Source organism: Pseudonocardia parietis, assembly GCF_017876315.1.
GTDB lineage: Bacteria > Actinomycetota > Actinomycetes > Mycobacteriales > Pseudonocardiaceae > Pseudonocardia > Pseudonocardia parietis.
Genome location: NZ_JAGINU010000001.1, coordinates 1,979,258 through 2,001,668, shown reverse-complemented (window position 1 = coordinate 2,001,668; position 22,411 = coordinate 1,979,258). Strand labels below are relative to the sequence as shown.

At 72.4% G+C, this 22,411-nt stretch carries 21 protein-coding genes; 6 read left to right on the top strand and 15 right to left on the bottom strand.

The features are described 5' to 3' along the window. Positions 1 to 31: 31 nt before the first annotated feature. The 4 genes from JOF36_RS09445 to JOF36_RS09430 all read right to left on the bottom strand — a co-directional run bounded on the left by JOF36_RS09445 (position 32) and on the right by JOF36_RS09430 (position 5,101). The gene (locus JOF36_RS09445) at positions 32 to 1,213 is read right to left on the bottom strand and encodes a thiolase family protein (protein WP_210026222.1); all 1,182 of its coding nucleotides are present in this window, start codon (positions 1,211 to 1,213) and stop codon (positions 32 to 34) included. Between the two features lie 104 nt (positions 1,214 to 1,317). Next, entirely contained in the window at positions 1,318 to 2,958 is a 1,641-nt protein-coding gene (locus JOF36_RS09440) for an FAD-dependent oxidoreductase (protein WP_210026220.1), read from the bottom strand. Positions 2,959 to 3,048: 90 nt separating this feature from the next. After that, positions 3,049 to 3,843, bottom strand: a complete 795-nt coding sequence (locus JOF36_RS09435) for an SDR family NAD(P)-dependent oxidoreductase (RefSeq protein WP_210026219.1) — start codon at positions 3,841 to 3,843, stop codon at positions 3,049 to 3,051. A gap of 28 nt (positions 3,844 to 3,871) precedes the next feature. Further along, on the bottom strand, positions 3,872 to 5,101 hold the full coding sequence (locus tag JOF36_RS09430; protein ID WP_210026217.1) for a cytochrome P450: 1,230 nt from the start codon (positions 5,099 to 5,101) through the stop codon (positions 3,872 to 3,874). Positions 5,102 to 5,347: 246 nt separating this feature from the next. On the opposite strand from JOF36_RS09430, the gene JOF36_RS09425 reads away from it, so the two are divergent. Then, entirely contained in the window at positions 5,348 to 5,893 is a 546-nt protein-coding gene (locus JOF36_RS09425; protein ID WP_210026215.1) for a nuclear transport factor 2 family protein, read from the top strand. A gap of 15 nt (positions 5,894 to 5,908) precedes the next feature. Here JOF36_RS09425 and JOF36_RS09420 read toward each other — a convergent pair whose 3' ends face one another. The 5 genes from JOF36_RS09420 to JOF36_RS09400 are packed head-to-tail and all read right to left on the bottom strand — an operon-like array spanning position 5,909 to position 9,332. Further along, the gene (locus tag JOF36_RS09420; protein ID WP_210026214.1) at positions 5,909 to 6,343 is read right to left on the bottom strand and encodes a cupin domain-containing protein; all 435 of its coding nucleotides are present in this window, start codon (positions 6,341 to 6,343) and stop codon (positions 5,909 to 5,911) included. A gap of 37 nt (positions 6,344 to 6,380) precedes the next feature. Further along, positions 6,381 to 7,034, bottom strand: coding sequence for an EthD domain-containing protein (locus tag JOF36_RS09415; protein WP_210026213.1), 654 nt, complete (start codon positions 7,032 to 7,034; stop codon positions 6,381 to 6,383). Beyond that, entirely contained in the window at positions 7,031 to 7,897 is an 867-nt protein-coding gene (locus JOF36_RS09410; RefSeq protein WP_307862288.1) for a hypothetical protein, read from the bottom strand. Before JOF36_RS09410 ends, JOF36_RS09415 begins: the two co-directional genes overlap by 4 nt. Beyond that, positions 7,894 to 8,712: an SDR family NAD(P)-dependent oxidoreductase gene (locus tag JOF36_RS09405; protein ID WP_210026212.1), complete on the bottom strand. Its 819-nt coding sequence runs from the start codon at positions 8,710 to 8,712 to the stop codon at positions 7,894 to 7,896. The genes JOF36_RS09410 and JOF36_RS09405 overlap by 4 nt, the downstream gene beginning before the upstream one ends. Then, a complete protein-coding gene (locus JOF36_RS09400; RefSeq protein WP_210026211.1) occupies positions 8,709 to 9,332 on the bottom strand; it encodes a carboxymuconolactone decarboxylase family protein in 624 nt (207 codons plus the stop codon). Before JOF36_RS09400 ends, JOF36_RS09405 begins: the two co-directional genes overlap by 4 nt. A 210-nt stretch (positions 9,333 to 9,542) precedes the next feature. Between JOF36_RS09400 and JOF36_RS09395 the strand changes: the two genes are divergently transcribed. The 4 genes from JOF36_RS09395 to JOF36_RS09380 all read left to right on the top strand — a co-directional run bounded on the left by JOF36_RS09395 (position 9,543) and on the right by JOF36_RS09380 (position 14,557). Continuing rightward, complete coding sequence (locus JOF36_RS09395) at positions 9,543 to 10,418, top strand: FAD binding domain-containing protein (protein ID WP_210026210.1); 876 nt, start codon at positions 9,543 to 9,545, stop codon at positions 10,416 to 10,418. After that, the gene (locus JOF36_RS09390; RefSeq protein ID WP_210026209.1) at positions 10,415 to 10,918 is read left to right on the top strand and encodes a (2Fe-2S)-binding protein; all 504 of its coding nucleotides are present in this window, start codon (positions 10,415 to 10,417) and stop codon (positions 10,916 to 10,918) included. Before JOF36_RS09395 ends, JOF36_RS09390 begins: the two co-directional genes overlap by 4 nt. After that, positions 10,918 to 13,272, top strand: a complete 2,355-nt coding sequence (locus JOF36_RS09385) for a xanthine dehydrogenase family protein molybdopterin-binding subunit (protein ID WP_210026208.1) — start codon at positions 10,918 to 10,920, stop codon at positions 13,270 to 13,272. The genes JOF36_RS09390 and JOF36_RS09385 overlap by 1 nt, the downstream gene beginning before the upstream one ends. 85 nt (positions 13,273 to 13,357) lie before the next feature. Next, positions 13,358 to 14,557 (top strand): cytochrome P450, encoded by a 1,200-nt coding sequence (locus JOF36_RS09380; RefSeq protein ID WP_210026206.1) that lies wholly within the window; start codon positions 13,358 to 13,360, stop codon positions 14,555 to 14,557. Between the two features lie 24 nt (positions 14,558 to 14,581). On the opposite strand, the gene JOF36_RS09375 is transcribed toward JOF36_RS09380, so the two are convergent. Both JOF36_RS09375 and JOF36_RS09370 read right to left on the bottom strand, forming a co-directional pair. Next, positions 14,582 to 15,805: an MFS transporter gene (locus JOF36_RS09375; RefSeq protein WP_210026204.1), complete on the bottom strand. Its 1,224-nt coding sequence runs from the start codon at positions 15,803 to 15,805 to the stop codon at positions 14,582 to 14,584. A 35-nt stretch (positions 15,806 to 15,840) separates the two neighbouring features. Beyond that, on the bottom strand, positions 15,841 to 17,082 hold the full coding sequence (locus tag JOF36_RS09370; RefSeq protein WP_210026203.1) for a cytochrome P450: 1,242 nt from the start codon (positions 17,080 to 17,082) through the stop codon (positions 15,841 to 15,843). A 120-nt stretch (positions 17,083 to 17,202) separates the two neighbouring features. Here JOF36_RS09370 and JOF36_RS09365 point away from each other — a divergent pair, with 120 nt between their 5' ends. Then, a complete protein-coding gene (locus JOF36_RS09365) occupies positions 17,203 to 17,391 on the top strand; it encodes a ferredoxin (protein ID WP_210026202.1) in 189 nt (62 codons plus the stop codon). Positions 17,392 to 17,485: 94 nt separating this feature from the next. On the opposite strand, the gene JOF36_RS09360 is transcribed toward JOF36_RS09365, so the two are convergent. Genes JOF36_RS09360 through dctP form a run of 4 tightly spaced genes read right to left on the bottom strand, consistent with a single transcriptional unit; the run spans position 17,486 to position 22,037 of the window. Then, positions 17,486 to 19,105, bottom strand: coding sequence for an FAD-dependent oxidoreductase (locus tag JOF36_RS09360; protein ID WP_210026201.1), 1,620 nt, complete (start codon positions 19,103 to 19,105; stop codon positions 17,486 to 17,488). Between the two features lie 28 nt (positions 19,106 to 19,133). Further along, complete coding sequence (locus JOF36_RS09355; protein WP_210026200.1) at positions 19,134 to 20,486, bottom strand: TRAP transporter large permease; 1,353 nt, start codon at positions 20,484 to 20,486, stop codon at positions 19,134 to 19,136. After that, complete coding sequence (locus tag JOF36_RS09350; protein ID WP_210026199.1) at positions 20,476 to 21,045, bottom strand: TRAP transporter small permease subunit; 570 nt, start codon at positions 21,043 to 21,045, stop codon at positions 20,476 to 20,478. The genes JOF36_RS09355 and JOF36_RS09350 overlap by 11 nt, the downstream gene beginning before the upstream one ends. Continuing rightward, positions 21,042 to 22,037, bottom strand: coding sequence for a TRAP transporter substrate-binding protein DctP (gene dctP, locus JOF36_RS09345; protein ID WP_210026198.1), 996 nt, complete (start codon positions 22,035 to 22,037; stop codon positions 21,042 to 21,044). Before dctP ends, JOF36_RS09350 begins: the two co-directional genes overlap by 4 nt. Positions 22,038 to 22,411 lie beyond the last annotated feature (374 nt).

Sequence of the window (22,411 nt, the reverse complement as noted above, 5' to 3'; positions counted from 1 at the left end):
CGCCCGGCCTCTAGTGGTGGTGCGGGTGTCCTCAGACGCGCTCGAGCAGCAGGGCGTTCGCCATACCGCCGGCCTCGCACATGGTCTGCAGGCCCAGCCGGCCCCCGCTCGCCTCGAGCGCGCCGAGCATCGTGGTGGCCAGCCGGGCGCCCGAGGCTCCGAGCGGATGCCCCAGGGCGATCGCGCCACCGCGCGGGTTGAGCCGGTCGGGATCGGCGCCGAACTCGGCCTGCCAGGCCAGCGGCACCGAGGCGAACGCCTCGTTCACCTCGTAGTGGTCGATGTCGGCCAGGCGCACCCCGGAGCGCTCCAGCACCCGGTGGGTGGCCGGGATCGGCGCGGTCAGCATCGCGATCGGGTCGTCACCGCGGACCGCGAAGCCACGGAACCGGGCGCGCGGGCGCAGGCCCAGCTCGGCGGCCGCCCGCTCGCTCGTCAGCAGCAGTGCGCTCGCGCCGTCGGTGATCTGCGAGGAGTTGCCCGCGGTGACCGACCAGTCGATCTCCCCGAAGCGCTGCCCGGCCGCCTCGTCGACGAAGGCCGGCTTCAGGCCGGCGAGCTTCTCGGCCGTGGTCCCGCGCCGGATGGACTCGTCGCGCGTCACCACCGTGCCGTCCGGCAGGGTGATCGGGACGATCTCGCCGTCGAAGCCACCGGAGTCCGCCGCACCGGCGGCGAGGGCATGCGAGCGGGCCGCGTACTCGTCGAGCTGCTCGCGCGAGATCTTCCAGCGGGCCGCGACGAGCTCGGCGGAGACACCCTGGGACACGAGGCCGGGCGCGTAGCGCGCGGTGACCGACGGGCCGTACACGTCGGCACCGAGCCGGTTGCACCCCATCGGGACCCGGCTCATCGACTCCACCCCGGCGACCACGACGACGTCGTACTCGCCGCTCGCGATCCCGGCGGCCGCGAAGTGGATCGCCTGCTGGCTCGACCCGCACTTGCGTTCGACGGTGACGGCCGGAACCTGCTCGGGCAGGCCCGCGGCCAGCCACGCCATCCGGCCGACGTTGCCCGACTGCTCACCGGCCTGGCTGACGCACCCGGTCACCACGTCGTCGACCCGCGCGGGGTCGATCCCGGTGCGTTCCAGCAGGCCCGCGATCGTCTGCGCCAGCAGGTCGACCGCGTGCAGACCGGACAGCGCACCGCCGGGCCTGCCCTTTCCCATCGGGGACCGCACCGCGTCCACAAGCACTGGTTCGTCCATCACACCTCCCAAGTTCTCAGGATTATTATATACATAGATTCGCCTCACAATGGAGTGTGAGGAAGGCCCCCGGAACGCGCCCGACGACCGCGCGGGAAGGCCGGTCAGGTCCGCGCCGCGGGGCGCAGTCCGAGCCGGGAGACGAGTGCGTGCCCCGCGGCGAAGGCCATGGTGGAGCCGGGTCCGAGGGTGGCGCCGGCGCCCGGGTAGCCGGGGCCCATCGGGTGCGCCGTGGTGTTGCCCGCCGCGTAGAGCCCGGGGACGGGCTCACCGAACGGGTCCAGGGCCCGGCCCTCGCCGTCGGTGACGACGCCGCCCTTGGTCCCGATGACGCCCGAGACGACCTCGACGGCGTAGTACGGCGCGGTGTCGACCGGGCCGAGCGCGGGATGCTCTGCGTGCTGGTCGCCCCAGTACCGGTCGTAGGCGCTGGCGCCGCGGCGGAAGTCCGGGTCGACCCCGGCGCGGGCGTGCTCGTTGAAGCGCTCGACCGTCGCGGTCAGTGCCGCCGCGTCGACGCCGATCAGGCCGGCCAGCTCGCCGAGGGTCGGCGCCGACCGCAGCCAGGGCGGGGAGGGCCGGCCGGCGCGGTGCGCCAGGAACCCGTACTCGCGCAGGTGGTGCTCGTCGAAGACGAGATGGGCGGGCAGGTTGGCGTAGTCGTAGGCGCCCGGGTCGAACAGGTGGAACGCCTTGGTCATGTCGTTGTAGTTGTGGGCCTCGTTGACGAACCGCCTGCCGTGCCGGTTCACGATCACGGTGTGCGGGCCGGTGCGCTCGAACCGCAGCAGGGTCGCGGTCTGCGCGCCGTCGGTCTCGTCGCCCGGGACCAGCACCATCGGCCCCCACCAGGCCTCGCGCATGGAGCCCAGCGCCGCGCCCGCCTTCGCCGCCATCCGGATGCCGTCGCCGGTGTTGTGCGGCGGGCTGCAGCTGCCGCTCACCGGCCCGGAGAGGAAGTTCTCGACCATCTCCGGCGACCACTCGAAGCCGCCGCAGGCCAGCACGACGGCCCGCGCGCCGATCTCCCGGTCCCCGGCCGTCACCCCGGTGACGGTGCCGTCGGAGGCCCGCAGCCGGTCGACGGGGCAGCCGGTCACCAGCGTGACGCCGGCCCCGCCGCACGCTTCGAGCAGCGGGCCGACCAGGGCACGGCCGCGCGCGACGAGCCCCGAGTCGGCGCGGCGCTGCAGCTCCTCGACCGGGAACCGGGTGAAGATCCGCCACTGCTCGTACTCCCGCATGGTGAACGGCAACCGCGGGTCCGGCCGCAGGCTCGCGGCCAGCTCACCCAGCCGGGCGCTGTCGTAGAGCTCCGGGTCGAGGGAGCGGCCACCGGCGTGCGCGCCCTCCCACTCCGGGTGGTAGTCGGGGAAGTCCTGCATCGGGGCCATCCGCAGGCCCGCGCGCCGCTCCAGGAACTCGAGCATGTCGGGACCGCGGTCGACGATCGCGGCCAGCACGTCGTCGGCGGTCCGCCCGTCGGTGACCGCGCGCAGGTAACGCAGCGCGTCCTCGCGGTCGTCGGACACGCCCAGCGCGCCCATCGCAGAGTTCATCGGCACCCAGAGCATGCCGCCCGAGACCGCGGCCGTCCCGCCGAGGTAGGGCGCCTTCTCCAGTACCGCCACCCGTGCCCCGGCGTCGGCCGCGACGAGCGCCGCCGTCAGCCCGATCGCACCCGAACCGACGACGACGACGTCGAAGCCGTCCTCCTCGTCGAGACTTCCGTTCCACACGCGCACGGTCCACTCCTTTCCCCGGGGCCCACCCCGGTCGTGCAGGCGGGTCGCTGTGAGCCGCGCCGGAGCAGGTGCGCGCCGGGCGCGGCGGGCTCAGATGGCGGTCTGCCCGCCGTCGACCGCCCAGGCCTGCCCGGTGACCCAGGTCGACTCGTCGCTCGCGAGGTAGACCACCGCCATCGCGATGTCGTCCTCGGTCCCGAGCCTGCCGAGCGGGAACCGGCGGAGGCGTTGCAGCTCGAGGGCCTCCTCGGGCGTCTCTCCGGTGTTCGTGCCGAACCCGCCGCGCTCGGCGTAGGTCGCCCGGACCAGCGGGGTCGGCACCGTGCCGGGGCACAGCGCGTTGACCCGGATGGACTCCGGCCCGTACTCGGCGGCGAGCTGGCGGGTCAGGCCGATCACGCCGGCCTTGGCCGCCGCGTAGGGCGCGATGCCCGCGACGCCGATCAGCCCGCCGACGCTGGCCTGGTTGATGATCGACCCGCCGGTCCCCTGCGCCCGGATCTGGCGCAACGCGTACTTGTCGGAGAGGAAGACCCCGGTCAGGTTGACGCCGATGACGCGCTGCCAGTCCTCGAGCGAGGTGTCGGCGCCGGTACCGACGCCGGGGATGCCGGCGTTGGCGACGAGCACGTCGAGCCCGCCGAACGCCGCGACGCACTCGCCGACCATCCGCTCCGCGTCGGCCTCCACCGCGACGTCGGTCCGGCTGGCCCGTGCGATCCCGCCCCGCTCGGTGACCTCCGCGGCCACCGCCTCGGCGGCCCCGAGGTCGCGGTCGGCGCACAGCACCGACGCCCCGAACTCGCCGAACCGCAGGGCGATGCCCCGCCCGATCCCCGAGCCCGCTCCGGTGATCACCGTTCGCTTGCCGGCCAGCCGCGTCATGTCGATCTCCTCGTCTGCGTCGTGCGGTTCAGGGGTGCAGCTGCAGGGGCAGCGCGGGTGCGGACCGCAACATGAACCCGGCGTCGGCCGGCCGGTCCCCGGCGGGGACGATCCGGCGGTAGCGCCCGAGCAGATGCGTCAGGGCGGCTTCCATCTCCAGCTTCGCCAGCAGCGAGCCCGAGCAGGTGTGCTCGCCACCGCCGAACGAGCGCATCGGCCCGACCGGGGTGAACTGCGGGCCGGCGTCGTCGGCGAACCGGGCGACGTCGAAGGTGTCCGGGTCGCCGAACACCTCGGGGTCGCGGTTCGCCGCGCCGAGCAGCAGGATCAGCTTCTCGCCCGCCGCGATCGGCACACCCCCGAGGTCGACGTCGACCAGGGCCTGGCGGACCGAACCCTGCACCGGCGCCTTCCAGCGCAGTCCCTCGGCGACCGCCGAGGGCACCAGTGCCGGCTCGGCCCGCAGCCGCTCCCACTGCCCGGGGTCGTCGGCCAGGCCGCCGAGCAGGTTGACCAGGGCGCGGTCGGTCGTCTCGATACCGGCGGCGAGGAAGAAGGCGGTGTTGCTGGTGATCTCGGCGTCGGCGAGCCGCTGTCCCTCGTACTCCACGGTGCACAGGTCGGAGAGCAGGTTCTCACCCGGCTCGGCGCGGGTGCGTTCGATCGCCGGGGCGAGCCAGGCGTCGATGCCGTCACGCGCGCGCACCCCGCGGGCGTGCACCTGCGGGTCGCGGTTCACGTTCGACACGCTCGCCGCGGCGAGGTCGTGGCACCAGCGGGGGAAGACGTCGACCTCGTGCATCGTCATCAGCTCGGCGATCACGGTCAGCGGCAGCGGGGCGGTCAGCCCGGCGCGGACGTCGACCGTCTCCGGCGCCGCGGGCAGGTCCGAACCCAGCTCCTCGACCAGCACCCGGACCCGGTCGCCCAGCGCGCCGCGCAGCTCGCGCCGGTTGCGGATGCGGCGGGCGACGATCGCCGCCTTGCGGCGGTGCTCGTCTCCGGTCATGTGCAGGATCGTGCGGCCGTAGATGCCGCTGCTGCCGGACCCCGACGCCATCGGGCCGAACGACGCGGACTCCTTGAAGCAACGGGTGACGTCGGCCCACCGGGTCACCAGCCAGGCCTGCAACGCGTCGCTGTACACGACGGGGGAGGTCTCCCGCAGCCGCGCGTAGCGCGGGTAGGGGTCGATGTCCGTCGTGCCGGCGGCGAACGACTCGAGCTCGGCGAGCGGCCGGGATCCGGTCGTGGTCATCGGTCCTCCAGAGAACTGGGCCGGAACGCGCCGGGAGGCCGGGGCCGGCTCGGTGGATCAGCTCAATGGGTACACCGTCGCCGCCGGCCACTCAAGGCCTGACGGTGAATACCATGACCCTTTTTTCTGGCGCCCACGACCGCGGTCCGGATTCCGCGGCGAGACTCCCCACGCACTGGATAAGCTGATTATCATCACCCTTGATTGCCCTCGATGACGAGCTGTTGCACCCCAGGGAGGCGCCCCATGACAGATCAGACGCTGGAGAGCAGGATCAAGCAGCTGGAGGACCGGGCCGAGCTGCAGGAGCTGGTGGCGGTCTACGGCCACCGGATCGACGACCGCGACATCGACGGCATCGCCGACCTCTACACCGGCGACGCCGTCTTCGACTCGACCGACGGTCCGATCAGCGGCCGGGGCCCGGTACTCGACTACTACCGTCGCCAGCTCGACCGCTACGGGATGACCTACCACTACCCGCACAGCCACACGATCGAGTTCACCGGCCCGGACACCGCGACCGGCGTCGTGTCCGCGCACGCCGAGCTGGCGATCGGCCCGACCCCGTTCGTGGTCGCGCTGCGCTACCTGGACTCCTACCGGCGGGAGGAGGGGCGCTGGAAGTTCGTGTCCCGGCGCGCCCTGCAGCTCTACGCGGCGCCGCTGTCCGAGCTGCCGGACGTGCTCTCCGGGCGGCTGCGGAAGCGCTGGCCCGGCACCGAGCCGCTCGAGGCCGACATCCCGGAGACGCTGCCGACCTGGAAGGCCTACGAGAGCTCGCGGGCCTGAGCGACCCGGCCCGGCTCACCCCTTCACGATGTGGTGGTCGCCGTCCTCCCAGAGCACGTCGATCGGTCCGGCCGAGATCAGCAGGAACTCGACCCCGTCCGGACCGGCTTCCTCCGGCCCGTACTCGTTGAAGGCCTCGATCCAGCGCAGGTCGCCCTCCTGGTACCAGCCCGAGCCGTCGTTGAAGGTCATCGAGCCCTTGGTGATGTAGTAGATCGTCGCGTGGTTGTGCGCGTGCCGGTCGGCCTTCACCCCCGGGCCGAACTTGTTCGGCATGATCCAGGGGCCCTCGTCCCAGTTCTTGCCCAGGAACTGCACCTGCACCGGCTCGGTCATGTGCTCGAAGAACTCGGGGTTCTGCTCCGGGTCGGCGAGGTAGTGCCACTCGTTGTCGGCGATGCGGGAGCGGCCGCCGACGCCGCCCATGATCGGCTGGTGCTGGGTCCTCATGACTCTCCTCGTGATGTGGTGATGTGGTGATGGAACGTCATCCGGGGTGGACCGGATCGGGACGACGCACGACGTGGACGGTGACGACCAGGCGCTCCGTTCCCCGGACCAGGCGGCCGAGGGCCGCCCGGTCGTCCTCGGCCGCGGGTGAGCACACGTAGGACCGGGCAGCGGCGACGTCGGCGAACCACAGTGCCTCCACCGCGTCGAACACCGGGTCCGGCTGCCCGTCGACGGCGACGAACGCCTCTGCCGCGACCGCCCCACCGCCCCGGCCGGGGCGGCCGAGCACCGTGGCCAGCGGATCGGGACCGCAGCCGGGCGCCGCCCGCAGGAAGGTGAGCAGCCGGACCGGGGCGGGGCGGCCGGCCGGGCGCGCGCCGAGCCTCCGGGTGAGCACCGCACCGCCGTGCGACCGGTCGACGAAGCGCTGCTCGTCGGCCCGGCCCGCATCCAGGTAGTGCGGGTGCGCGAACACCGCCTCGAAGGCCGCCACGTCGTCGGCGTCCATCTCCGAGCAGGCGTCGAAGCCCGGCCACGGCTGCTCGCCGGTGATCGTGTGGTTCTGCCAGTACCGCCGCAGCCCGGGCAGCACACCGATGATCGGCCCGTGCCGCTCGCGCCAGTGTTCCTGGAACTGCGCGACGGTGAGCCCGTCGCGCCGCGGGGCCAGCCCGAACCGGGTGATCATCGAACCAGGAGCAGGTGCGCCGCCGCAGCGGCGGGCATCCCGACCTCCACACCGCACGCCCTGGCATGCACGTTGGCCGCGCTGATCACGCCGTCGTGGTAGGTGGAGAGCCCGTCGCCCATCCGGGCCGTGCGCGCGTCGACGGTGGCACCGGCGAGCCCGTCCGGCTCGACCAGAACCAGCCCGGCCATCCCGGAGTCCTCGCGACCACGTCCGCCGTCGGAGCAGATGAACCCCCACGGCCGGACCGAGCGCAGGTAGGGCACCGCGCTGCGGCCGGTGTGCCCGGCGGTGACCAGTACCGACCGACCGGTGTCCGCGGGGGTCCCGAAGGCGATCGAGTCCGTGCAGACCACGGCGCGACCGTCCGGGCCCTCCTCCATCACCTCGCGGTTGGTGATCTCCTGGGGCGCGTGCGTGACGGGGTCGGTGCGCAGCAGCCGCACCGCGGCCTCGGCCACCGGCATCCCCGGATGTACCCCGCAGGCGAGCGCCGGGGCGTTGACCCGGCTCAGCACGCCGTTGCGGTGCACGTCGACGCCGTCGCCGAGCAGGATGCCCGCCACGTCGGCGGTCGCGGCCGGGATGCCGAGGGCCTCGTAGAACCACAGGCCTGCGATGCCCGCACCGTCCGGCCCGATCCCGCAGTCCAGCCCGATCGCGGCGCGTGGGCGGAGGTCGGCGACGAACCGGGCGGGCAGCACCCCCGAGTAGGACGCGCTGATCACGACGTCGCGACCGGTGTTGCGGTCGTCCACGTGGTAGGCCGAGTCGATGGCCACCACCCGGCCGCGCTCCTCCTCGGCCACCACGGTCTGCAGGTCGCCCGAGCCCTCCGGCAGCCCGTCCGCCGGTCCACTCACGTGCGGACCTCCGGCACCCCCGGGCGGGGCAGGATGTCGATCAGCATCTGCATCATCCCGCCGTCCACCTCGAGGTTCTGCCCGTTGACGAAGCTGGCGGCGTCGGAGAGCAGGAAGGCGATGACGGCCCCGACCTCCGCGGGGTCGCCGATCCGCCGGCTGGCGATCATCTCCAGCCTGCGCCGCAGGGCCTCCGGATCGGAGTTGAACCGCTCCGCCATCGGGGTGCGCATGATCCCCGGGCTCACGGCGTTGCTGCGGATCCCGCGCGGCCCCCACTCGACGGCGAGCTGGCGGGCGAACATGATCGCCGCCGCCTTGCTCACCGAGTACGCGCCGGACCGGGCCTCGGGCACGGTGCCCGCGACCGAGGACACGGTGACGACGCTGCCCGAGCGCCGGGCCAGCATGTGCGGGCCGAAGTGCTTGGCGCCCAGGAACAGCCCGCGCGCGTTGATCGCCATCACCCGGTCCCACTCGGCGACGTCGAGCTCCTCGACCGGCGTCCAGCTGATCACCCCGGCGTTGGCGACGAGGCCGTCCACCCGCCCGAAGCGCTCGGCGACCCGGGCCGCGGCGGCCTCCATCGAGGGTTCGTCGGCGACGTCGGCGGTGACCGCGAGGGTCCGCGCACCGGACTCGGCGATCTCCCCCGCGACCCGCTCGGCGGCACCCGGGTCGCAGTCGAGCACGACCACCGCGCCACCCAGGACGGCGATCGTGCGTGCCGTCGCCTCACCGAGGCCCTGTCCGGCACCCGTCACCACGACCACCCGGTCGTCCAGCGACGGCAGGGGCCCGCTCGCGGCGCTCATCGCTGCGCCCTCGTGGCGCCGAGCGTGATGCTGTCGCTCTCCCCCTCGGCGTTCCACTGGGTCACCAGCGCGCCGGAGGTGCTGCGGAACCGCTCCGGCAGCTCGTCGACCATGTCGAAGGCCATCGACAGCCGCCCGTAGCCGACGAACGCAGCGATGTTCATACCCAGCTCGACGATCTCGGCCTCGGCGAAGTGCGCGCCCAGGTCGGCGATCGTGGCGTCGTCGATGCTGAGGTGGTCGGTCGCCATCCGGTCCGCGAAGCGCAGCGCGGCGCGCTCGGCCTCCGTCAGGTCCGGCGCCTCGTCGGGCCCGGCCAGCTGGCAGACGAGGTTCTCGTCGACCCCCTCGTCCGCGGCGTCCGCATAGCGCACCGCCATGCAGCTGCGGCACTGGTTGTGGAACGCGACGCGCAGCCGCACCAGCTCGACGAGCCGCCTCGAGAGCAGTCCCGGCCGGCGCAGCTCGCCCATGTAGGTCGCGTAGGCGCGCGCCAGCTCGGGGCGGTGCGCGTAGAACCGCAGGTTGCCCAGCTCGAGCGGCGTCCGTGAGTCCGCCGCCAGCTCGGCCCGCAGGTCCTCCGGGAACTCCTCCGCAGGCAACAGGCGAATTCTCGCCACCGAGACCTCCTCGATCTATCCTCATGATGTTCATAGAAATCTAGGCCCACGGCGGCGAGGGGGTCAACCACCCGCTGCAGGCCGACGCCCCGCCCGGGCGACGGACCCGCGACCCGCCCCACCACGTGCGGCCGAAGGGAGCCTGGCTGGTGACGGGTATCTCTGATAATAATCACCCCACTGTTCAGCTCACAGAGAGGTGAGTGGCTGATGAAGCCTCCTGTCTTCGACTACGTGTCACCCGGTTCGGTGGAGGAGGCGATAGCCGCCCTCGGTGCGGAGGGCGCAGAGGAGACGAAAGTCCTGGCAGGCGGGCAGAGCCTGGTTCCGCTGCTGAACCTGCGCCTCGCCCAGCCCGCCCGGATCGTCGATCTCAACGGGATCGAGAGCCTGACCCGGATCACCCTCGCCGACGGCAGCCTCACGGTGGGGGCGCTGGTCCGGCAGCGAGCGGCCGAACGCTCCTCCGAGGTCCGTACCGCCTGCCCGCTGATGGCCCAGGCCATCCCGCTGATCGGTCACTCGGCGATCCGCAACCGGGGCACCGTCGGCGGCAGCATCGCGCACGCCGACTCGGCGGCCGAGCTGCCGACCGTCGTGGTGTGCCTGGACGCCGAGCTGGTCGCCCAGGGCCCCGGCGGCACACGGGTGATCCCGGCCGCCGACTTCTTCACCGGCTTCTTCAGCACCGCGCTGTCCGAGGACGAGGTCCTCACCGCGGTCCGGGTCGCGGCCGCGGGCCCGCACACCGGCTCGGCCTACGAGGAGGTGGCCCGCAGGCACGGCGACTTCGCGATGGTCGGCGTCGCCGCCGTCGTCCGGCTCGACGGCGACACCGTGGCCGACGCCCGGATCGCCGTGTCCGGGGTCGGTGCCACGCCGGTCCGGGCCCGTGCCGCCGAGGCCGGGCTGATCGGGGGCACCGCGACCGAGGACCTGTTCGCGGTGGCCGCGGCGAGCGCATCGGCGGGCATCGCCCCCACCTCCGATCTGCACGCCTCCGCCGCCTACCGCCGCCACCTGTGCGGCGTGCTCGTGAACCGCGCGCTGCGCACCGCCACCTCACGTGCCCGGGAGGGCCGATGACCACCCGCACCATCACCGTCACCGTGAACGGGCGGACCCGGTCCGCCACCGTCGAGGCCCGAAAGACGCTGGCCGACTTCCTCCGCGAGGACCTCGGGCTCACCGGCACCCACCTGGGCTGCGAGCACGGGGTCTGCGGCGCCTGCACCATCCTGGTCGACGGCGCGGCCGCCCGGTCCTGCCTGCAGCTCGCGGTGCAGGCCGACGGCCACGAGATCACCACCGTCGAGGGGATCGCCGCCGAGGACGGCACGCTGCACCCCGTCCAGCAGGCGCTGCACGAGAGCCACGCCTTCCAGTGCGGGTTCTGCACGCCCGGCTTCGTCATGTCGATCTGCGGCATGCTCGCCGAGGGCACCCGGCCCTGCACCCGGGCCGAGATCCGGGAGGAGCTGTCCGGCAACATCTGCCGCTGCTCCGGGTACCAGACGATCATCGACGGGGTCGAGAAGGTGCTGGCGGACACCGCCGACGCCGGGGCCACCGGGACGGAGCGGTAATGGCCGGCGGAAGCGCGATCTCGGGACTGGTCGGAGCCAGCATCCCCCGGAAGGAGAACGTCCGGATCCTCACCGGGGCCGGACGCTACATCGACGACGTCCAGGACCGCGGGCTGCTGCACAGCCACTTCCTGCGCAGCACGGTCGCGCACGGCCGGATCACCGACATGGACGTCACCGCGGCACGGGAGCTGCCGGGAGTGACGGCGGTGTTCACCGGCGCCGACATGAGTGCGCTGACCAGCGACCTGAGCTTCGCCCAGCCGATCCCCGGCCTGCACAGCCCGTCCTACCCGGCGATCGCCTCGGACGTCGTGCGCTACGTCGGCGAGCCGATCGCCCTGATCGTCGCGGAGAGCCGCTACGTCGCCGAGGACGCGGCGAGCCTGATCGAGGTCGACTACGACGTGCTGGACCCGGTGATGAGCACCGAGGCCGGCCTCGCGGACGGCGCCACGCAGCTGTTCGAGGACGTCCCGGGCAACGTCGTGCACGCAGGCGAGCAGGTGTTCGGTGACATCGAGGCGGCCTTCACCCAGGCCGACCACGTGGTGACCGAGAGCTTCGCCCAGCACCGCTGGGCCCCCAACCCGCTGGAGACCCGGGGCGGTGTCGCCACCTACGACCGGGCGACCAACCAGCTCACCTACGAGGTCTCCACCCAGACCACGCACACCTACCGCTTCCTGCTCGCCGGCTGGCTCGGCCACCCCATCCACCAGTTCCGGGTCATCGCCAACGACATCGGCGGCGGGTTCGGCCTCAAGTTCTCGGTCTACCGCGAGGACCTCGCGCTCTGCGCCGCGGCGAAGAAGCTCGGTGCGTCGGTCAAGTGGGTGGAGGACCGCAACGAGCACCTGGTCGCCGCAGGCCAGGCCCGCGAGGAGCAGCTGACGCTGCAGGCCGCGGTCCGCGACGACGGCACGCTGCTGGGTCTGCGGGTCTCGATGCTGCTCGACCACGGCGCCTACCCGATCAACCCGCCGTCGACGGTCTACACCGGCATCGTCCGCACGACGCTGCCCGGGCCGTACCGCATCCCCGCCTACCAGTTCGACCACAAGATCGTGGCGACGAACAAGGCGTCCTACATCTCGTTGCGCGGACCGTGGGCGGTGGAGACGCTGGTCCGCGAGCGGCTGCTGGACAAGATCGCCGGGGTGGTCGGGATCTCGCCGGTCGAGGTGCGGGAACGGAACCTGATCACCCTCGACGAGCAGCCGGCGAAGACGATCACCAACGTCACGCTGGAGAACGTCACCGCCGCGGAGACCTTCTCGACCCTCGCCTCCCGGATCGACCTCGCCGAGATCCGGCGCGAGCAGGAACGCGCCAGGGCCGAGGGGCGCCTGCTCGGGTTCGGCGTGGGGACCTTCATCGAACCCGCGCCGGGCACCAAGGAGTTCTGGGACGCGGTGGGCTTCCCGTTCGGGTCCGAACCGGCACGGGTCCGGGTCGAGATCGACGGGAAGGCCACCGCCTTCACCCCGCAGGTGACCCACGGCCAGAGCCACGAGACGACGCTCTCCCAGCTGGTCGCCGAGGAGCTGGGGATCGGGTTCGACGACGTCAAGGTCGTCTACGGCGACACCGACGCCACCCCGTTCTCCATGATCGGCACCGGTGGCAGCCGGGCGGCGACGATGGCGAGCGGCGCGGTCGTGGTGGCCTCCCGGGAGCTGCGCCGGCGGATCCTGGACCTCGCCGCCCAGCTGCTCGAGGCCGATCCCGCCGACCTCGACATCGAGGACGGCGTCATCTCGGTCAAGGGGGCGCCGGGGAGCTCGATCCCGCTCGCCCAGATCGCCACCGGCTGCTGGCTGGCCCCCGACCAGATGCCGCCGGGGTTCGACACCAGCCTGGAGTACGTGTCGAACTACGACGGCGAGGGCGGGGGGTTCTCGCAGGCCAGCCACGCCTGCTGGATCGAGATCGACCAGGAGACCGGCAAGATCGAGATCAAGCGCTTCCTGGTCGTCGAGGACTGCGGCCGGATGATCAACCCGGCGGTGGTCGAGGGTCAGGTCATCGGCGGGATCGCGATGGGTATCGGCGGGATGCTGCTGGAGCACTCCGCCTACGCACCCGACGGGCAGTACCTCGCGGCGACGTTCATGGACTACCTGATGCCGTCCGCACCCGACATCCCCGAGATCGAGATCGAGCACCTCGAGTTCGAGTCGGACAAGGTGATCGGCTCGCGGGGTGTCGGTGAGGGCGGGACGGTCCTCGCGCCGGCGGCGCTGCTCAACGCGATCGACGACGCGCTCGCGCAGGTGGGTCGTGGCCGGGTCACCGAAACCCCGATCACCCCGACCCGGATGCTCGGCCTGCTGGGCGTCATCGAGTCCTGAGTACAGCGGTCGTGGGGACGTCGCCGGGGCGTCCCCACGCCCGTTCCTCCGCCCCGGCAGCGGGCCGCGACGAGGAGAACCAGCAATGAACCCGACCGCACTCCCCCGGCGGCACGGTCCCGCCCCGGATCCGGTCGACGGGATCGCCCGGGTGCGTTCCTATGCCGAGGCCGACGAGATCCTCTGCTCGCGGGCCTTCGCCCAGGAGTCCAAGCACGAGAGCGCCCCGCTGATCGGCGGCACCGTGCTCGTCCTCGACGGGCCCGAGCACCTGGCCCGGCGCAGGCTGCTGGCGCCGCTGGTCGCCCGGCCGGCGCTCGCCGACTACCACGCCGTGATCGGCCGCACGCTGGACCGCTGTACCGCCGACGCGGTGCGCGCCGAGGACGCCGGGTGGGCCGCCGACCTGGTGCCCCTCGGTCGCGCGGTGTTCCTCCAGTTCGCCGCGGCACTGATCGGCTTCGACGACGTGACCGACCCCGGCAGCACCGCCGAGCTGCTCGGCCACCTCGGCCCGATCCTGGAGGGCGTCACCGTCGAGTGGTCCACCCGGGACCACGCGGAGGTCATGGCCGAGGGGCTGCGCGCCCGGGACGCCGTCGTCGACCGGTTCCACACCCCGGCCGCCCACCGGCGCGCCGAGCAGGTGGAACGCGGGGATGCCGCGACCGACCTGCTCTCGCTGCTCGCCGCGCACGGTGACCGCTGGGACGACGACGCGGCGGTCCGCGAGGTCGTGCTGTTCCTCGCCGCGTCGACCCTCAACAACGCCGCGCTCCTGGTGCACACCGTCGACGAACTGACCCGGCACGCGCACGACCCGGGCGCGCTCTCCGACGACGAGCTGCACGCCGCGGTGTTCGAGGCCCTGCGGCTGCACCCGCCGACGGTGGCCCTGATGCGCCGCGCGCTGACCGAGGTCACGCTGCGCGACGGGCGGGTGATCGACGAGGGCGAGTACGTCGCCGTCGACATCGGGGCGGCGAACCGCGACCCGGCCGTCTTCGGCCCGGACGCCGAGGCGTTCCGCCCGGGGCGCCCGCTGCCGGACCGCGTCCGGCCGTGGGCCCTGACCTTCGGCAGCGGTCCGCACCTGTGCCTCGGCCGGGCCGTCGTCACCGGCAGCACCGCGTCCCCCGGCATGCACGTGCAGATCCTGCGGTCGCTCTACCGGCTGGGCATGCGGCCCGATCCGGGCCGTGCCCCGGTATCGGCCGCCAGCACCCAGCGCCGGCACGACGCGTACCCGGTCCTGCTCCGGGAGCGACCCGAGCTCACGGACTGAGCCGGCCGGGCGCCCGGCCGGCGGTCACGACCACTGGTCCCGCGAGGTCCGCGCCACCCGCGAGGTGCGCCAGGCGAGGATCCCGGCGACCAGCCAGACCGGGTACTGCACGAGCATCGCGACCCGGAACGCCTCGGGACCGAACCCACCGGTCGCCGAGAGCACCACGCCGATCCCGGTCACCACGACCAGGCTCGCCAGGAAGCCTCCGGTGTTGACGATGCTCTGGGCCACCGCGGCGTTGGCCGGAGGGTTGGCCGTGCGGCCGATGTCGATCCCGATCACGGCGGTCGGCCCGCCGACGGCGAGGACCGACACCAGCAGGCAGAGCAGCCAGAACGGTGCCGGGCCGGGCTGGGCCAGCACCGCGCTCCAGACGAGCGCCTGCAGAGCGACCACCCCGAGGATCACCCGGACCCGCCGGCCGGGCCGCCGCGACGAGATGGCCCCCAGGAACGGGGCGACGGCGAGCGTGACCGCGACGAACAGGACCAGCAGCCCGCTGGCCGTCGACGGGGCGAGCCCGTGGCCGGTGACCAGGAACGGGACACCCCACAGCAGCGTGAAGGTCATCATCGAGAACTGCACGGCCATGTGGCAGAAGAACCCGAGCCGGGTTCCGGGCCGCCGCCAGACCTGGGTGATCTGGCCGATGACGGCCCCGGCCGACAGCGGCGGCCCCGGCGTCCACCGGCCGGCGGGGGCATCGCGCACCAGCAGGACGCCGAGAACCGCGACCGCGGCGCTCACCACCGCCGCGGAACCGAAGGCGGCCGTCCAGCCGGCACCACGCAGGACCGCGGCGAACGGGACGGCCGAGACGACCTGCCCGAGCTGGCACAGCATCGCTCCGAGCTGGACCATCATCGGGACGCGGGCCGGCGGGAACCACCGGGGAACGAGGCTGAACGCCGCGGAGAACATCACCGCGTCGCCCAGCCCGACGAGTACCCGGGCGAGGATCGCGATCGGGAGATCGGTGGTCCAGGCCTGCACTCCCTGCCCGACGGCCATCAGCGAGGCACTCAGGACGAGACCGACCCGGGCGCCGAACCGGTCCACGAAGACCCCGGCCGGAATCTGCGCCACGGTGAACAGCACCAGCTGGATCACCACGAAGGTCGAGAGGATGCCCGGCCCGACGTCGAACCGCGCGGCCGCCTCCAGGCCGGCCACGCCGAGCGTGGTCCGCTGGGCGACCGCGACGATGTAGGCCAGCACGCAGACCGACCACACCACCCACGGCATGAGCCGGTGGTGGCCCTGGCCGGTCCCCGACCCGCTCAGCGCCCGAGGGCGGTGAGGACCACCGGCATGCTGGCGTAGTTGTCGTGGCTGCTCGAGGCGTTCTCGACCGGCGGGGCGTCCGGGTCGAGCTCGACCCCGGCCGAGCTGAGTGCCCGCAGGATCCGGAGCATGGTGCCCTCGGTCGGCTGCTCGCCGTCACGCTTGGCCAGCCCGGTGACCAGCGGCCGGCCCAGGCACACGTGCGCACCACTGCCGAAGGTCAGCCCCCAGGGCCGGGTGCCCGGGACGGCCGGGCGGTACGGGTCGAACTCGTCGGCGTCCTCGCCGAAGACCGTGCGGTCCCGGTTGGCCGGGGTGAACAGCAGCGCGACCCGCTCGCCCTCGGCGACCTCCCGCCCGGAGGCGAGGGTGAGCGCCCGGGTCGCGTAACGCAGCAGCGTCGGGGCGGGCTGGTGCATCCGCAGGGTCTCGTTGACGATCAGCCGGAGGAACTCCGGGTCCGCCCGCTTCTCGCGGTCCTCGGGGTGCTCCTCGATCCAGCGCAGCAGGTGCAGCAGCGCGTGCGGCAGCGTGTGCGTCGTGGTCTGGGTGGCCGCGACCAGGAACAGCGTCGCCTCGCGCAGCGGCAGCTCCTCGTCCCAGGACTCGTCCCAGTGCAGGTGCAGCAGGGTGAGCAGGTCGACCGGCAGGTCCTCGCGGGCGAGCGTGCCCGCCCGGAAGTCGGCGACCAGCTGCTTGCGGCGTGCCTCGGACGGGCCGAAGAACTCGGTCACGAACTCGTCGCGCATCCGCATCCCACGGGCGAGCACCTCGTCGTGGTCCTCGGTGGACCACTCGACCACGGCCGCGGTGCCGAGGTGCTCGACGAAGAACCGGAACCGCTCGGTGCCCTCCGGGGTGTCGACCCCGTCGATCCCGGTGGTGACCGCGGAGATGCGGTGCAGCATGCTGCGCACCAGCGGCACCAGGTCGACCCTGGCCCGGCCGTGCTCGTCGACGGTGCGGCGGCACTCGTCGATGCACTTCTCGATCACCGGACCGAGCGCCTCGTGGTCGTAGTACATCAGGGCGTTCCGGTCGAACAGCGGGTTCTCCAGCCGGCGCCGCTCGCGGTGGTCGGGGCCGTCGAGCAGGAGCAGCGAGTCCCCGAACAACGGCCGGCTCTCGGTATGGGAACCCTGCCGGAAGTCCTTCGACCGCAGGATCTCGTCGACCTCCCGGTAGGCGGCGATCTTCGTCATCGACGCGATGTGGGCGGGCTCCTGCCACTGCTTCATGTCGTCGCCTCTCGTTCCGCTACATCATTGAGTACTATAATCAGGAATGCCTCTCCGGGACAGGGGCCCGGAGCGCAGGCACCGGGCACGGCGGGGCCACTCCGGACGGAGGGATACTCGATGCGTGTCGAGATCGACCGGCCTGCGTGCGCGGGCCACGGGCAGTGCAGTGCGACGGCTCCCGAGGTCTACGAGCTCGACGACGACGGGTTCGTCCTGCCGGTCGAGGCGGTGCCGCCCGGGACGGAGGACGACGCCCACGCAGGCGCCGCCGCCTGTCCCGAGCAGGCGATCAGGATCGTCGGCTGAGCGGTCCGCGACCGCAGGCCGCACTCGTCGACGAGACGTCCCGGCACCGGGAGCCGGTACCGGGACGCCGTCGTCGCGGCGGAGAACGACGCCGTCAGCTCTCCGCCACGAGGTCCTTGCCGATGTTCTCGGCGACCAGCAGGCCCAGCGTGATGGCGCGGCTCAGCGAGAACCCGCTGTTGTAGCCGGTGCCCGAGGAGTGGAACGCGGCGGCGGCCCCCGCGACGTGGAGCCCGGGCAGCGGCCGTCCGTCCTCGTCGAGCGCACGCCCGTCCGGATCGACCGTGATCCCGGTGAGGCCGATCCCGGTGCTCACCATCCGCAGCCGCATACCGTGGAACGGCGGTGCGTCGACCGGCCCCAGGTTCGGGTTGCCCGGCCGGTTCGGATCCCCCTGGAACTTCTGCCAGGTGGTGTTGCTGCCACGCCCGAACACCGGGTCCGAGCCGGTCGCCACGTCGGCGTTGAACCGCTCCGCGGTGCGAGCGAGCTGCGCGCCGTCGATCCCGAGCAGGTTCCCCAGCTCGGCCAGTGATCCCGCCGAGGTGACCAGGCCTGGCGGGTAGCGACCACCCGGCGGTGTGCTGCCGAGCCCGTACTCGGCGTGGTGGCGGGAGTCCCAGATCATCCAGCAGGGCATCGAGGGGCTGCCGGGGACCAGTGCCGCCTTGACGACCTCCCAGTACACGGCGTCGTCGGCGAACCGGTTGCCGGAGGCGTCGACCACGAAGGTGTGCGGCAGCGAGTGCTCCCGCGCCACCGCGAAGCCGGGGTGGTCCTCGACCGGGTAGCCGAGCTGGATCGGGGCGCGCTCGGCCGGGATCGTGGTGACGGTCCCGCCCACGGCGCGGGCGAGCCGGATCCCATCACCGGTCAGCGTGGTCGGTGCCACGCTGCCGCGGTCCGCCGGTTCGAGGCCGAGGAACTCGCGGGCCAGGTCGTCGTCCCAGTCGTAGCCGCTGGTGGCGAGCACGACCACGCCCCGCAGGGTCCGCTCCCCGCCGGCCGCGGTCCGGACCTCGACGCCGTCGACCCGCCCGCCGGTGACGCACAGCCCGGTCACCTCGTGCTCGAGCAGGATCCGGGCCCCGCGGTCGATCGCCGCCCGGTAGAAGCCGGCCACCACCCCGGTACCGAAGGAGAGCAGGTCCTCGCGGGCGATCGACGCGCCCTCCGGACCGGCCCCGAACGCGGACGCGCGCAGGCCCGCGGCCAGCAGCTCGTCGTAGGTGGTACCGACCGGGAAGTGCGGGGAGACCCGCAGGTGCCGCCGGTGCTCACCCAGCCGGCGGGCGTCGTAGACGGCCGTGAGGTACCGGCCGGTCGGCCGGGCCCCCGGCGCGTCCTGGTAGTAGTCCGGGTAGTCCGGGATGATCGACCAGGTCGCCGCCCCGAGGCGCTCGAAGTACTCGGCCGCGCGGGGCGCCTCGGCCAGCCATCGGTGCAGCGCCCGGTCGTCGATCAGCTCCGGATGGGAGCGGCCCAGGTGGCGTACGTAGGCCTCGCCGGCGGCGAGGTCGTCGGCGATCCCCTGCCGTCGCTCGACGTGGTTGGCCGCGATCCAGACCTGGCCGCCCGAGTAGGCGGCGGCACCTCCGACCTGGTCGCCCTTCTCCAGGACCGTGACCCGGTGGCCGAGCTCGCAGGCGGCGACCGCGGTCGCCAGCCCGCCGAGCCCGGCCCCGACCACGATCACGTGCTCCGCACCGGTCATCGTCGTTCCACTCCTCGTCGAGATCGGGTCAGCCGGCGGTGGAGGCCAGCGACGGCAGCCACAGGGTGATCGCGGGGAACGCGAACAGCAGCGCCGTGGTGATGACGTCCATCCCCACGAACGGCAGCACACCCTTGAAGGCGTCCTCGGCACGGACCCCGGGCGCCGATCCGGCGACGACGTAACAGTTGATCCCGACCGGCGGCGTGACCAAGCCGATCTCGATCAGCTTCACGACCAGGATGCCGTACCAGATGCCGTCGAACCCCAGCTCGGTGATCACCGGATAGGTCAGCGGGACCGTGATGAGCAGGATCGACATCCCGTCCAGGATCATCCCGAGCGGGATGAGCGCGAGCAGGATGATCACGACGACGAGGTAGGGGCTCACCGGGAGCTCGGTGATCCACTGCGCGAAATCGCGCGCGTAGCCGCCGGACACCATGAAGAAGGTGAAGACCCCGCCACCGATCAGCAGCATGAAGATCATCGAGCTGACCGCGGTGGTCTCCTCGAAGGCCTGCTTGAGCAGTGGCCACAGCCGCATGTTGCGGCGCCGGACGCAGGTCCAGACGAGCATCAGCAGCGCCGCGAACGCGGCCACCGCGCCGGACTCCGTGGCGGTGAAGAACCCGGTGTAGATACCGAGCACGACGATCGAGAACAGCACCGCGACCTTGACGAACGCGGTGATGCCCGCCCGCACGCTGACGTCGTCGACCTGGCCGGTGGCCTCGGAGTCGACGTCGTCGGTGATGGCGTGGTCCGGGTGGATCTCCTTGCGGGCCCGGATGGCCACGACGACGGCGTACATGATCGCCGTGAAGACTCCCGGAATGATCCCGGCGAGCAGCAGCTTCTCGATCGACTCGCCGGTCAGCGTGCCGTAGATGACCAGCACGAGGCTCGGCGGGATGAGGATGCCCAGGGTGCCGCTCGCGCTGACCACGCCGGCGGCGAACGAGGTGCTGTACCCGTGCCGGCGCATCTCGTTGATCGAGATCCGGCCGATGGTGGCGACCGTGGCCGCACTCGACCCGGTGACCGCGGCGAAGCCCGCGCAGGCCGCGACGGTGGCGATGCCGAGCCCGCCGGGAAGGTTGCGGAACATCTGGGAGGCGACGCCGTAGACGTCCTGGGCGATGCCCGCGGACACCACGAGCATCCCCATGATCACGAACATGGGTATCAGCACGAGGCTGAACGCCGCCGTGTTGGCGAACGGCTGGTTCGCCAGTGTGTTGGCCGCGTAGCCGGAGCTCTTGAGCAGCACCAGGCCGATCGCGCCGGCCGCCAGCAGGGAGAAGGAGACGGGGACCTCGGCCGCGATGAGGACGATCAGCAGCGCGAGAACGAGGCCGAGGAGGAGTTCAGGAGACATCGGAGCTTCCTCGGTCGTCGGGGCCCTCGCCCGCGGTGCCTGCCGATCCGTGGCGGCGGCCCCAGGCGTCCCGTGCCGTCAGCAGGCACTGCACGGAGAGCACGAGCAGGCCCAGCGGCAGGACCAGCCGGGCCGGCCAGACCGGGACCTCGCTGATCCCGAACCGGGCCTCCCCGACGAGCATCGCCTCCCAGCCGCGGGTGGCGCTGACCCACGTCGTCCACAGCAGGAAACCGGCCGCGACCGTCAGGCCGGCGACGCGGACCACCGCGCCGGTGTGCGGGGTGAGCCGGGAGGTCAGCAGATCGGTGTTGACGTGCGCACCGGTCCGCTGCGCGTTCCCGATCCCGAGCGCGACGATGAAGACCAGCAGGACCTCGCTGAGCTCGATGGTGCCGGACAGCGACCGGCCGACGACGGCGCGCACGCCGACCTCGGCCACGATCAGCAGCATCAGGGCGAGGGCCAGGCCCCCGGCGGCCCAGGAGAACCACCGGGTGACCTGGTCGAACGTGCCGCGCGGGCCGGAAGCGGCCCGCGCGGCGGCAGGGGGTGTCATCGCCCCCTGCCTGCGCAACGCTCGATGCCCGGCACGTAGTCGGCGTACTCGGCGCTCTGTGCGGACGTGTACAGACCGCTGAACCGTTCGTACATCGCGGCCGGGTCGGCGACGCCCGCGGCGGTGGCCTTGGCGATCCAGTCCTTCATCGGCGCATCACCGATGGCGGCCTTCCACTTCTGGATCTCGGCCTCATCGAACTTCGAGGCGGACCCGCCGGAGTCGAGGATCTGCGTGCAGGCCTCGTCCTCGGTGCGCTCGGCGTTCCTGAGGAGCTGGTTCGGGAACTCGGCGTTCAGCTCCTCGATGATCCCCTGCACCTGCGGGCTCAGCGAGTTCCAGGTGTCGAGCGACATCGTCCAGGTCGAGCTGGCGTAGTGGCCGAGGCCCGGGTCGTGGATGTGGCCGCCTACCTCGTGCAGGCTCAGCGGGGTGATCACGTCGAGGATCAGGCCGCCGTAGGCCTCGACGGTGCCGGTGCGCATCGCCTCGTAGGTCTCGGGCACGGCGATCGCGGCGGGGTTGCCACCGACGGCCTCCAGCGCCTTGACGAAGAAGCCGCTGGCCCGGACGGTCTTGCCCGTGTACCAGTCGACAGTGGTGACGGGCTCCTTCGTGCCGGTCAGCGCCGGCGGCACGCCGACGAAGGACATGACCTTGATGCCCTGCTTGTCCTCCCATTCGGCGCGGAAGGCCTCGTCGGTCGCGTAGAGCTCGTTGAGCGCGGACGTCTGCGCACCCATGTTGTCGCCCAGGAACGGCACCTCGACGATCGAGCTCAGCGGGAAGTCGCTCGGCGTGTACGCGTAGCTGACGTTGCCCAGCTCGACACGACCGTCCCGGACGCCGTCCCGGATCTCCTCGGCGCCCAGTAGCGAGGCGTCCCAGAAGGTCTCGACGGTGACCTTGCCGTCGGTCCGCTTCTCCAGCTCCTCGACCCACCAGGTGATCGTCTGCCCCTGGGCGGTGGTGGGGCTCAGGAAACTCGCCATCTGCAGCGAGAGCTCCTCGACTCCCCCTGCCTCGGCGCCACCCGGGTCCGTTGATCCGCTTGCCCCGCACGCGGCCACACCGACTGTCGCCACAGCCAGGAGCGCCGCGGTCCGCACCGCGCGCGACCAGCGCCCACGACCCCTGCTCGTGTGCAGTCGGCCGTGGATAGTGGACATCGACATTGACGATCACCTCCAGCTGTCCGAGAAACTTGGATATAGTTATCAGGTTCAACCACGCCAGACCAGGATCGACCGATGCAGGTGCCCGGCTCACGGGAGCCGGTGACCGAGCGGACGACGGGGCCCGCCCGCACCGCACCGGGATGTGATCGCGTGCACCGTAGCTCAGAACTAGGGTTATAGTAATCACT